Raw genomic sequence first — 11,381 nt, forward strand, 5'->3', positions numbered from 1 at the left:
ATGAACGACGACACCTGGGGACGGGTCCGCGAAGAACTGATCAAGAGGGTAGGGCGAAACAACTATGTGACCTGGATCGAGCCACTGAAGCTCAATGGCCTCAAGAACGGCGTCGCGCAGTTTGAAGTGCCGACCTCCTTCTTCGGTACATGGGTCAGCCGGAACTTCTCTGATCACATTCGCGCCCAGTTCAATCAGGCAGGTGAGCCGGTCGAGCGAGTGGAGTTTTCGGTGGCATCTGTTGCCGCCGGCCTTCGTCCCGCTACGCAAGGCGCCGCTGCCAACGGAACCCGCGTGGCAGAGCCGTCCGGCCAGCGCCCGGCGTCTCGTCCTCGGTCGGCGGATGATGACCTTCCGGGCGCACAGCTTGATGCGCGTTTCACCTTCGACAGCTTTGTCGTGGGCAAACCGAACGAGCTTGCCCATGCCGCCGCGCGACGCGTTGCCGAGGGCGGGCCGGTCAGCTTCAATCCGCTTTTCCTTTATGGCGGCGTCGGCTTGGGCAAGACCCATCTGATGCACGCCATCGCGCACGAGTTGATGGTGCGCCAGCCGGACCTTCGCGTGCTGTACCTTTCTGCCGAACAGTTCATGTACCGCTTCGTGCAAGCGTTGCGTGACCGGCAGATGATGGATTTCAAGGAGATGTTCCGGTCGGTCGACGTGCTCATGGTCGACGATGTCCAGTTCATCGCCGGCAAGGACAGCACGCAGGAAGAGTTCTTCCACACGTTCAATGCGCTGGTGGATCAGAACAAGCAGATCGTGATCTCGGCTGACCGGGCGCCGGGCGAGATCAAGGATCTGGAGGATCGCATCAAGTCGCGCCTGCAATGCGGCCTTGTCGTGGACCTTCACCCGACAGATTACGAACTGCGGCTCGGCATCCTGCAGCAGAAAGCGGAATACTACCGCAGCCAGTACCGCGGCCTGATCCTATCTGACGGCGTGCTGGAATTCCTGGCCCATCGCATCACGACGAATGTCCGCGTACTCGAAGGCGCGCTCACCCGCCTGTTCGCCTTCGCCTCACTGGTCGGGCGCGAGATCACCCTGGAACTGGCGCAGGATTGCCTTGCCGATATCTTGCGCGCCTCGGACCGCAAGCTGACCATCGAGGAGATCCAGCGGAAGGTGGCCGAACATTACAACGTGCGCCTGTCCGACCTGATCGGTCCGAAACGCCTGCGCGCCATTGCGCGACCGCGACAGGTGGCGATGTACCTGTCCAAGCAGATGACCCACCGCAGCCTGCCCGAGATCGGCAAACGTTTCGGCGGGCGTGACCACACCACGATCATGCATGGTGTCCGCAAGATCGAGGAGTTGATGGCAACCGACAGCCAGCTTGCAGATGATCTGCAACTGCTGAAACGGCAGCTTCAGGGCTGATGCGGGCGGGCTTGACGCCCCCCGCAAAGCCCCCCAATGTCACACGAAACGAAAGATGAACCGGCCTCGGCCGGGCGATCCGGTGTCCCCGAATGGGGCCCGTCAGGGGGATGGCGATGAAGTTCAGCATCGAACGCGGCACGCTACTGAAGGCGCTGGCGCAGGCCCAATCGGTTGTCGAACGCCGCAACACAATTCCGATCCTCGCGAATGTGCTGATCGAGGCCGAGGGCGACAAGGTCAGCTTCCGCGCCACCGACCTTGACATCGAAGTGGTCGATCGTGCTCCGGCCATGGTGGAACGCGGTGGCGCGACGACCGCCTCTGCCGTGATGCTGCATGAAATCGTGCGCAAACTTCCCGAAGGCGCGCTGGTCTCCATCACTGCCGATCCGGCCTCCGCGCGGCTGACCATCGCCGCCGGCCGATCCACCTTCAGCCTTGCCACGTTGCCGAAGGAAGACTTTCCGGTGATGGCCTCGCCGGACTACACCACAAACTTCGCGGCCCCCGCTCCGGTGCTGCGCCGGTTGTTCGACAAGGCGAAGTTCGCCATTTCGACGGAAGAGACGCGCTACTATCTGAACGGCGTTTACATGCACACCGCGACTGGCGAAGACGGTCCCGTGCTGCGCTGTGTGGCGACCGATGGTCACCGCCTTGCCCGCATCGACGCCCCGCTTCCGGCCAACGCCGAGGGGATGCCCGGTGTCATCGTGCCGCGCAAGACCGTGGGCGAACTGCGCAAACTGTTGGATGACGACGAAGCGCAGATTGCCGTCTCGGTCAGCGAAACCAAGATCCGCTTCGCCACCCCCGCGATCACCCTGACCTCGAAGGTCATCGATGGCACCTTCCCGGACTATTCCCGCGTGATCCCCATGGGCAACTCCCGCCGGCTGGAAGTGGACGCGAGCGAGTTTGCCAAGGCTGTGGATCGCGTAGCCACCGTGTCGTCGGAACGCTCTCGCGCCGTGAAGCTTTCGCTGGATGAGGATCGGTTGGTCCTCTCGGTCAACGCCCCTGATTCCGGCGCTGCCGAAGAGGAACTCGCCGTCGCCTATGACAGCGACCGGCTCGAGATCGGCTTCAACGCGAAATATCTGCTGGAGATCGCCAGTCAGGTCGACCGCGAGAACGCCGTTTTCCTGTTCAATTCGTCAGGCGACCCGACCCTGATGCGCGAAGGCAACGATACCTCTGCCATCTATGTCGTGATGCCAATGCGCGTGTGACCGGCCTCCGGGACACCCCCGGACGACCACGTTCCGCAAGCCAAGACGAAGGGCTGATGGCCGGGTTTGTCCTTTCCTCGCTGTCGCTGTCGCACTTCCGCAGCCACCGGGCGCTGCGGCTTGCGCTGGATGGCAGGCCCGTCGCTCTGTTCGGGCCGAATGGTGCGGGCAAGACCAACATCCTTGAAGCGGTCTCGCTTCTGTCGCCGGGCCGCGGTCTCCGTCGGGCCGAGACCGGCGATCTGGCGCGGCGGCCCGAAGCCCTTGGCTGGAAGATCGCCGCCGAAGTGGCTGCGCCGCGCGGGGCGCACGAGGTCGAGACCTGGGCCGAACCGGGCGAACCGCGGCAGGTCCGCATCGACGGTAAGCCCGCCACGCAAACCGCGCTTGGCCACCTTCTCCGCATGGTCTGGCTTGTCCCGGCGATGGACCGGCTGTGGCTGGAGGGTGCCGAGGCGCGCCGCCGGTTTCTGGACCGCATCGCCTTGTCCTTCTTCCCCGACCATGCCGAGGCGGCGCTGGGCTATGAAAAGGCCATGCGCGAACGCAACCGGATGTTGAAAGACGAGGTGACGGATTCCCGCTGGTATGGCGCCGTCGAACGGCAGATGGCCGAGGCCGGCGCCGTCATCATCGGCAACCGCGAGGCGGCCGTCGCCCGGCTGCGAGAGGCACAGGACGGCGCTGCGACGGCCTTTCCCCGCGCCGACCTCGCCCTGAAGGGCCCGGACGGGGGGCCGCCGCTTTCGGGTGACCTCTCCGCGGCACTGTCGGAAGGCCGGCGGCGCGACATGGCCGCGGGGCGCACGTTGACCGGCCCGCACCGCGACGACATGGATGCGCTCTATGCCGAAAAGGGCCTGCCCGCTGCTCAATGTTCCACCGGCGAGCAGAAGGCCCTGCTCCTCAGCCTGATCCTCGCGAATGCCCGTGCCCTGGCTTCTGATCTGGGCGCCGCGCCGATCCTTCTGCTGGACGAAGTCGCGGCGCATCTGGACCCCGGGCGTCGCGCCGCGCTTTATGACGAGATCGTCGCGCTTGGGGCGCAGGCCTTCCTGACCGGGACAGAGGCCGGCCTGTTTGACTCGCTCGGTCAAAGGGCGCAAGCCTTCACCGTCGCCGAGGAGGGCGGCCAATCAAGGATCATCCCCGCATGACCCCTCAGCGCGTCACCCTGATCACGCTTGGCGTGGCCGATCTGCCCGCCGCGCGTGCCTTCTATGCCCGGCTCGGCTGGCATGAGCATGTCGAAAGCCAGCCGGGCATTGCCTTCTTCCAGCTTGCAGGCCAAGCACTCGCCCTGTTCGGTCGCGCCGAACTGGCCGCCGATCAGGGCCGGCCCGGTGCCACGCTTGGCACGGGCGCCGTGACGCTGGCCCAGAACTTCGGCACCGAGGCCGAGGTCGACGCCGCCTTTGCAGCCGCGCTGGAGGCAGGGGCAACCGCGCTGAAGGCGCCTGAGAAAGTGTTCTGGGGCGGCTACTCCGGCTATTGGGCCGATCCTGACGGTCATGTCTGGGAAGTGGCGATGAACCCGTTCTGGCCGTTGTCCGAAGACGGCACACTGACGCTGCCAAATGCGGGTTGAGCGCATCCCCGAATGGGCGTTGACTCAAACGGTCGAGGCGCAGGTCGTGGCCCTGCTTGCCCGCACCTTCACCACCGATTTCGGCGGGCGCAGCTTCTTCCAGCAGCGCCACCACCTGCGCCTTCTGGCTTTCGATGGAGATGCCCTCGTCGGCCACATCGCCATGCTTTGGCGTGCAGTCCGGCTGGATGACAGGCTTGTCACCATCGCGGGCCTCGCCGAAGTCGCCACCGACCCGGACCGCCGCGGCGAAGGGATCGCCGGCCGCCTTCTCGCCCTGGCCATCGCCGAGGCCAAGGCCTCCAACGCCGCGTTCCTGACCCTGTTCGGAACGGCGGGTCTCTATGCCGCGGCAGGCTTTCGCGAGGTGCACAACCGCCTGAAGTGGGTGGGGATGGACGGCGCACGACTGGGCGACGTCCACCACGCGCACGCCCGGCACCTCATGGTCCTTCCGCTTGGCGCGCAGAAATGGGATGACGCCGCCGAACTCGACCTGATAGGAAACCAGTTCTGACATGACGATCACCGCGGCACAGCTTGGCCTCTACGCGCTTGGCATGGCCGGCCTCTGGGCCGTGCCCGGCCCGGTCTGGATGGCGCTCATCGCCCGTGCCCTTTCGGGCGGGTTCGCGGCGGCATGGCCCCTGGCCGTGGGCGTGGCCCTGGGCGACCTCTTCTGGCCGCTTGCCGCGATCCTCGGCCTGGGCTGGATCGACACGGTCTGGGGCGATGTCCTGTCCGTGCTGCGCTGGGCTGCCGCCGCGATCTTCATTGCCATGGGCATCCTCCTGATCCGCAAACCCGCCGCCGCGATTTCCGCCGACAGCCGGCTGACGAAACCCGGCCTTTGGGCGGGCTTTTCGGTGGGCGTCGCAGCGGTGATCGGCAACCCGAAGGCGATCCTGTTCTACATGGGCGCGCTGCCTGGCTTCTTCACCCTCTCGACGCTCACGCCGCTGGATATCACGCTCATCATCGCCGTCTCGGCGCTGATCCCCATGGCCGGCAACCTGGCCCTCGCCTGGTTCCTTGACCGGGCGCGTCAGCTCCTGTCCTCGCCCGCCGCGATCCGCCGGCTGAACGTCACGTCAGGCTGTCTGCTCGTCCTGGTCGGGCTGGTGATTCCCTTCGTCTGACACCAAATCTGGTGTCTTGCCCGTGACATTCCCGGGCTCAGCCGCTATAAATCGCGCGCAACTTGGAAAGTCTTTCCCGCATGGCCGAACCCGCCCGCAAGCCCGCCGAATACGGTGCCGATTCCATCAAGGTTCTCAAGGGGCTGGAGGCTGTCCGTAAGCGCCCCGGCATGTATATCGGCGATACCGACGATGGCTCGGGCCTGCACCACATGGTCTATGAGGTTGTCGACAACGGCATCGACGAGGCGCTGGCCGGCCACGCCACCGCCGTGACGGTCACGATCCATGCCGATGACTCCGTCTCCGTCACCGACAACGGCCGCGGCATCCCGGTGGACATCCATGCCGAAGAAGGCGTCTCGGCCGCCGAAGTCATCATGACCCAGCTGCACGCGGGCGGCAAATTCAACAACACGGATGAAGGCGGCAACGCCTACAAGGTTTCGGGCGGTCTGCACGGCGTGGGCGTTTCGGTGGTGAACGCGCTGTCCGACTGGCTGGAACTGACCGTTTGGCGCGACGAAACCGAATACCACGCCCGGTTTGAAGATGGCGAATGCACCGTCCATGTTCATCCGGTCGGGACGGCCCCCGGAATGCGCGGCACCCGCGTGCGCTTCTTCGCCTCGGCCAAGACGCACCGGCCCGACGGCACGTTCTCGAACCTCGACTACAGCTTCAAGACGCTGGAAACCCGCCTGCGCGAACTGGCCTTCCTGAATTCGGGCGTGCGCATCGTGCTGGAAGACCTGCGCCATGCCGAACCGCAGCGTGTTGAACTTCACTACGACGGCGGCGTGCGCGAGTTCGTGAAGTATCTCGACCGTTCCAAGCAGGCGCTCATCCCCGAACCGATCTACATGACGGGCGAGCGTGGCGGAATCGGCGTGGAAGTGGCGATGTGGTGGAACGACAGCTACCACGAGACTGTGCTGCCCTTCACCAACAACATCCCGCAGCGCGACGGCGGCACCCACCTGGCCGGCTTCCGCGGCGCGTTGACCCGCACGCTCACGAAATACGCGCAGGAATCCGGCATCGCCAAGCGCGAGAAGGTCGATTTCACCGGCGATGACGCCCGCGAAGGGCTGACCTGCGTGCTGTCGGTCAAGGTTCCCGATCCGAAGTTCTCCAGCCAGACCAAGGACAAGCTGGTTTCAAGCGAGGTTCGCCCTGCCGTCGAGAACCTGGTGAACGAGAAGCTCGCCGAATGGTTCGAGGAAAACCCCGCCCCCGCCAAGATCATCGTGGGCAAGATCGTCGAGGCCGCTCTGGCGCGCGAGGCCGCCCGCAAGGCCCGCGAACTGACCCGCCGCAAGTCGGCGCTGGATGTGAACTTCCTGGCCGGCAAGCTGAAGGATTGTTCGGAAAAGGATCCCTCCAAGTCCGAGGTCTTCCTTGTCGAGGGCGACAGCGCCGGTGGTTCCGCCCAGACCGGCCGGGACCGCCGCGTCCAGGCGATCCTGCCGCTGCGAGGCAAGATCCTGAACGTCGAACGCGCAAGGTTTGACAAGATGCTGTCCAGCCAGGAAATCGGCAACCTGGTGATGGCGCTTGGCACCGGCATCGGCCGGGACGAATTCGACATCTCGAAGCTTCGCTACCACAAAGTCGTCATCATGACCGACGCCGACGTGGACGGTGCGCATATCCGCACGCTGCTGCTGACCTTCTTCTTCCGCCAGATGCCGCAGCTCGTCGAAGGTGGATACCTCTACATCGCCCAGCCGCCGCTTTACAAAGTGGCGCGCGGCAAGTCCGAGGTCTATCTGAAAGACCAGGCCGCGCTGGATGACTACCTGATCGAGCAGGGTATTGAAGGGGCTGTTCTGCGCTTGGATGACGGGCAGGAAATTGCGGGGCTGGATCTGGCGCGCGTGGTCGAAGGTGCCCGCGCCTTCCGCCGCGTTCTGGAGGCCTTCCCCACCCACTACCCGCGCAACATCCTCGAACAGGCGGCAATCGCCGGCGCCTTCGACACGGGCCGCGCAGATGCCGACCTTCAGGCTGTTGCCGATACCGTCGCCCGTCGCCTGGACCAGATCGCGGTGGAATACGAACGCGGCTGGCAAGGCCGCATCACGCAAGACCACGGCATCCGCCTGTCCCGAATCCTGCGCGGTGTTGAGGAATTGCGCACCCTCGATGGCGCCGTCCTGCGCTCGGGCGAGGCGCAGCGCCTGTCCCGCGCTGCCGCCCAGCATCGCGACGTCTACCGCGATCCCGCACGGCTGGTCCGCAAGGACCGCGAACAGATGATCCATGGCCCCATTGACCTGTTGAAGTCGATCCTCGCCGAAGGCGAGAAGGGCCTCACGCTCCAGCGCTACAAGGGCCTTGGAGAGATGAACCCCGAACAGCTTTGGGAAACCACGCTCGACCCCGAGGCGCGGACGCTCCTTCAGGTCAAGGTCGACGACGTGGCCGAAGCCGAAGACATCTTCGCGAAGCTGATGGGCGATGAGGTAGAACCCCGGCGCGAGTTCATCCAGCAGAACGCCCTCAGCGTGGCCAATCTGGATTTCTGACGGCCAACATCCGGACCCCGCCTCGCACCTTCAGCAAGGCAGGGTCGGTGTCGACGTCAATCGGCGTGAACCGCCACCGGCCTGGCCGTCGCTTCGGGCTTCTTCAGCAGCAGTGCCAGCGGGATCGCTGCCAATGTGATGACCATCATCAGCTTGAAGTCATCCACATAGGCCACCATCAGCCCCTGCAGGTTCACAACCTGATCCAGATACATCAGGCTGGCCGGGTCCCCCGCGGCCGCCTTGGGCAAAGCCGCCTTCAGCGCCGGGTTCCAGGGGGACATCTTCTCGGCCAGTTCGGCGTGATTGATCTGAACGTTGCGAGTCAACATCGCCGTCACGATGGAAATGCCGATGGACGAACCGATGTTGCGCACCAGGCTGAACAGGCTGGTCGCGTCCGCGCGGTACTTTGCGTCGATGGTGGCAAAGGCCACTGTGGACAAGGGCACGAAGACCAAACCCAGCCCAAGGCCCTGGATCACGCCTGTCCAGATCACCAGGCGGTCATCCATCTGTGGCGTGAAGCCGGTCATGAGGTACAGGGACAAAGCGGTCAGCAGAAGCCCCAGCACGACCAGGAACCGCGCATCCACCTTACGCACCAGCCGCCCGACCACCAGCATCGAGACCATGGTCCCCACCCCGCGCGGCGCCATGACCAACCCGGTCGAGATCGCCGAATGCCCGAAGATGCGCGACAGCATCGGCGGCAACAGGGCCAGCGAGGCAAGCAGGATGATCCCGATCACGAAGATGAAGACCAGCCCGGTCACGAAGTTGCGGTCCCGGAACATGTGTGGGTCCAGAAAGGGCCGCTCGTTCGTGGCGATGTGTATGGCAAAGACCCAGAACCCGGTGATCGTCAGGAACAGATAGATCCAGGTTTCCGTGGCCGAGAACCAGTCCACCTCGCCGCCGCGGTCCAGCATCATCTGAAGGGCGCCGATGCCCAGGGACAGCATGGCAAAGCCGAAGAAGTCAAAGCTGCGCGGCCGGGTCGTGCTTTTCGGCAAATAGGCGGCCGAGCCCAGGAAGGCGATGATCCCCACCGGCAGGTTGATCAGGAAGACCCAGCGCCAGTTGTAGGATTCCGTCAGCCAGCCGCCGAGCGTCGGGCCGATGATCGGGCCTACCATGATGCCCGCGCCCCACAGGGCCATGGCTTGGCCGGCCTTCTCGCGCGGGTTGATGTCCAGAAGGAACGTCTGCGACAGGGGCACGATAGCTGCACCGAACACGCCCTGCAACAGGCGGAACACCACCATCGACGGCAGGTTCCATGCCAGGCCGCACAGCAGCGAGGTCGCCACGAAGCCGGCGATCGACGCAAGGAACAACTCGCGCTTGCCAATCCGGTCCGAAAGCCAGCCCGTAACCGGCGTCATCACCGCTGCCGCCACGATATAGCTCGTCAGCACCCAGGTGATCGTGTCCTGGCTCGCGCCAAGATCGCCGACCATCGAGGGCAGTGCGACGTTTGCGATGGTGGTGTCCAGCACCTGCATGATCGTCGCCAGCATGATTGCCAGCGTGATCAGGCCCTTGTGTGGCACCTCCGCCGCGGGGGCAGAGGCCGCGGTCATGATTTCACAAGCCCCGCCAGATCAGACAGCGACATGCCGCGCCCGGTATCCACGTCAACCGTCGCGCTCATGCCCGAAGACAGATCTGCCGCCGCCGCCGGATCGTCGAGCTTGATCCGCACCGGCACGCGCTGAGTGACCTTCACCCAGTTGCCGGTCGCATTCTGCGCCGGCAGCAGCGAAAACTCTGCCCCGGTGCCTGCGCCGATGGCCTCGACCGTGCCGGAAAAGCGCTCGTCCGGTCGCACGTCGAAGACGATCTCGGCCGGCTGGCCCACCGCGATCCCGGTCAGCTGGGTTTCCTTGAAATTGGCCTCGACCCAGGCATCCCGGTTCGCCACCAAAGTGAACAGCGGCGATCCCGCTGTCACCATCTGCCCCTCGCGAAAGGAAGAGGCCTGATAGACGATGCCATTCTCGGGGGCATGAACCTCGGTCAGGCCCAGATTGTACTTCGCCTTGTCCAGCGCCACGAGGGCCGCCCGCACCTTCGGGTGGCTGTCCACCGCCTGCGTCGGGTCGCCCAGGGCCGCCAGCGCATTGGCCACGGCCTTGTTCGCCACTTCGGCCTGCTCCGACGCCAGGTTCGCCGCATGCTGCGCATCTTCCAGCGCGGTGGTCGAGGCGACCCCCTTGGCCGTCAGCTCCTTCTGCCGATTCAACTCGTCCTGCGCATAGGCGGCATTCTCGGCCGCCACCCGCGCCTGGGCCTGCGCCTGGTCGTAGGCCACCTTCAGTTGTTCGACCGTCAGCCGCGCGGACTCCACCGCCACCTGCGCATCGCTCAAGGCCAGTTGCCAGGGTTCTGGGTCCACCTGAAACAGCAGATCCCCGGCCTTCACGGGTTGGTTGTCATGCACGGCAAGCCGGACCACGCGCCCCGACAGGTCCGATGCCACGGTGATCCGGGCCTGGTGCAGCGCCGCGTTCTCGGTCGTCTCATAGCGCCCGGACGTCACCCAGTAGACCCCGCCCCCAAGCGCAAGCACAACCGGAACCGCCAGCATCAGAGCCGTGCGACCAATGCGCCGTTTGGGCTTTGCGGGTGACGCCGTGCCGTCGGGCGCGGAAATGGCCGCTGCGGCTTCCTTCGTCAGATCTGTTTGCGCGTTCATCTGTTTGCTTCCCGGGCCGGCGCCACCGCGGCGGCCTCATCATCGTTCAGGTTCTCGATCAGCCGGCCCAGGGCCAGCATCAGCGCCTCGCGTTCGGCGGGTTGGAACCCGCCAAGCGCCACGCCGTAGATCTCGTCGGCCATGTAGAGGATCTCGTCCCGCGCCTCGGCCATGCGTTCGGTCGGCGCGATGATCCGAACCCTCCGGTCGGTCGGGTCGGGCAGTCGCTGCACCCACCCCGCCGTCTCCATCCGGTCCACCAGCCGCGAAACCGAGATCGGCTCGATCTCGAGCAACTCTGCAAGTCGTGCCTGTGTGGCCTGGCCCTCACGCCACAGATGCACCAGCAGGCGCCATTGCGCCGACGACAGCCCCAGCCGCACAGCCCGCCGCTCGAACGCCCGTCTCATGGCGCGCGCCGCGTCGTGCAACACCAGCCCCAGCTTGTCTCTCGGTTTTTCCATGAGCGCGACTTAATATAAGCACGCTTACTAATCAAGCGCAGCTGCGCACAATGTGTGTCCTGGTTCCGGCAATCTTGCACAGAAGGTGCGGCCCTTGGCCATCGTCGCGAAGGGCTGATGTGGGCCACATCAACGACCGTTTCCGCCACAACGGCCAGTTCGACTAATGCGCCGGCGCTGCAAAGCGAGCTCCGGCCCGCGTGGATCTCAAGATCCTTCCGGCCGAACTGCGCGACGGTCGGGTGATGATCCAGCTGCCCTGATCCGCTACGCGACCCCTGCTGATTCGCATTGGCCGCGCCCGCAACGGCGACTCCTGACGCCACACCGC

10 protein-coding genes are annotated in these 11,381 nt (G+C 65.1%); 7 read left to right on the forward strand and 3 right to left on the reverse strand.

The annotated features are described in order from the left end of the window. The 7 genes from dnaA (at nt 1) to gyrB (ending at nt 7,885) form a co-directional block, all read left to right on the forward strand. A complete protein-coding gene (gene dnaA, locus JO391_RS00005; protein ID WP_220662182.1) occupies nt 1-1,392 on the forward strand; it encodes a chromosomal replication initiator protein DnaA in 1,392 nt (463 codons plus the stop codon). A gap of 116 nt (nt 1,393-1,508) precedes the next feature. Next, a complete protein-coding gene (gene dnaN / locus JO391_RS00010) occupies nt 1,509-2,627 on the forward strand; it encodes a DNA polymerase III subunit beta (RefSeq protein ID WP_220662183.1) in 1,119 nt (372 codons plus the stop codon). A gap of 56 nt (nt 2,628-2,683) precedes the next feature. Beyond that, nucleotides 2,684-3,784 (forward strand): DNA replication/repair protein RecF, encoded by a 1,101-nt coding sequence (recF, locus tag JO391_RS00015; protein WP_220662184.1) that lies wholly within the window; start codon nt 2,684-2,686, stop codon nt 3,782-3,784. Further along, nucleotides 3,781-4,215, forward strand: a complete 435-nt coding sequence (locus tag JO391_RS00020) for a VOC family protein (RefSeq protein WP_220662185.1) — start codon at nt 3,781-3,783, stop codon at nt 4,213-4,215. Before recF ends, JO391_RS00020 begins: the two co-directional genes overlap by 4 nt. Continuing rightward, nucleotides 4,205-4,732 carry a GNAT family N-acetyltransferase gene (locus JO391_RS00025; RefSeq protein ID WP_220662186.1) on the forward strand — a complete coding sequence of 176 codons (528 nt, stop codon included), beginning with the start codon at nt 4,205-4,207 and terminating at the stop codon, nt 4,730-4,732. The genes JO391_RS00020 and JO391_RS00025 overlap by 11 nt, the downstream gene beginning before the upstream one ends. Before the next feature lies 1 nt (nt 4,733). Then, the gene (locus JO391_RS00030) at nt 4,734-5,354 is read left to right on the forward strand and encodes a LysE family translocator (protein WP_220662187.1); all 621 of its coding nucleotides are present in this window, start codon (nt 4,734-4,736) and stop codon (nt 5,352-5,354) included. 80 nt (nt 5,355-5,434) lie between these two features. Further along, nucleotides 5,435-7,885 carry a DNA topoisomerase (ATP-hydrolyzing) subunit B gene (gene gyrB, locus JO391_RS00035; protein ID WP_220662188.1) on the forward strand — a complete coding sequence of 817 codons (2,451 nt, stop codon included), beginning with the start codon at nt 5,435-5,437 and terminating at the stop codon, nt 7,883-7,885. Nucleotides 7,886-7,941: 56 nt separating this feature from the next. Here gyrB and JO391_RS00040 read toward each other — a convergent pair whose 3' ends face one another. From JO391_RS00040 to JO391_RS00050, 3 genes are read right to left on the reverse strand one after another with little or no spacing between them, the layout of a single operon-like run. Next, nucleotides 7,942-9,471: a DHA2 family efflux MFS transporter permease subunit gene (locus JO391_RS00040; protein WP_220662189.1), complete on the reverse strand. Its 1,530-nt coding sequence runs from the start codon at nt 9,469-9,471 to the stop codon at nt 7,942-7,944. Further along, the gene (locus JO391_RS00045; RefSeq protein ID WP_220662190.1) at nt 9,468-10,586 is read right to left on the reverse strand and encodes an HlyD family secretion protein; all 1,119 of its coding nucleotides are present in this window, start codon (nt 10,584-10,586) and stop codon (nt 9,468-9,470) included. The genes JO391_RS00040 and JO391_RS00045 overlap by 4 nt, the downstream gene beginning before the upstream one ends. After that, a complete protein-coding gene (locus JO391_RS00050; RefSeq protein ID WP_220662191.1) occupies nt 10,583-11,050 on the reverse strand; it encodes a MarR family winged helix-turn-helix transcriptional regulator in 468 nt (155 codons plus the stop codon). Before JO391_RS00050 ends, JO391_RS00045 begins: the two co-directional genes overlap by 4 nt. Between the last annotated feature and the right edge of the window lie 331 nt (nt 11,051-11,381).

The sequence above is a fragment of the Neotabrizicola shimadae genome (assembly GCF_019623905.1).
In the GTDB taxonomy this organism is placed as follows: Bacteria; Pseudomonadota; Alphaproteobacteria; order Rhodobacterales; family Rhodobacteraceae; genus Neotabrizicola; species Neotabrizicola shimadae.

Excerpts from the sequence above, each read along its gene's own strand:
- JO391_RS00040 (WP_220662189.1), bottom strand. The coding sequence starts at position 9,471 with ATGACCGCGGCCTCTGCCCCCGCGGCGGAGGTGCCACACAAGGGCCTG.
- dnaA (WP_220662182.1), top strand. The coding sequence starts at position 1 with ATGAACGACGACACCTGGGGACGGGTCCGCGAAGAACTGATCAAGAGG.
- JO391_RS00050 (WP_220662191.1), bottom strand. The coding sequence starts at position 11,050 with ATGGAAAAACCGAGAGACAAGCTGGGGCTGGTGTTGCACGACGCGGCG.
- JO391_RS00030 (WP_220662187.1), top strand. The coding sequence starts at position 4,734 with ATGACGATCACCGCGGCACAGCTTGGCCTCTACGCGCTTGGCATGGCC.
- gyrB (WP_220662188.1), top strand. The coding sequence starts at position 5,435 with ATGGCCGAACCCGCCCGCAAGCCCGCCGAATACGGTGCCGATTCCATC.
- dnaN (WP_220662183.1), top strand. The coding sequence starts at position 1,509 with ATGAAGTTCAGCATCGAACGCGGCACGCTACTGAAGGCGCTGGCGCAG.
- recF (WP_220662184.1), top strand. The coding sequence starts at position 2,684 with ATGGCCGGGTTTGTCCTTTCCTCGCTGTCGCTGTCGCACTTCCGCAGC.
- JO391_RS00045 (WP_220662190.1), bottom strand. The coding sequence starts at position 10,586 with ATGAACGCGCAAACAGATCTGACGAAGGAAGCCGCAGCGGCCATTTCC.
- JO391_RS00025 (WP_220662186.1), top strand. The coding sequence starts at position 4,205 with ATGCGGGTTGAGCGCATCCCCGAATGGGCGTTGACTCAAACGGTCGAG.
- JO391_RS00020 (WP_220662185.1), top strand. The coding sequence starts at position 3,781 with ATGACCCCTCAGCGCGTCACCCTGATCACGCTTGGCGTGGCCGATCTG.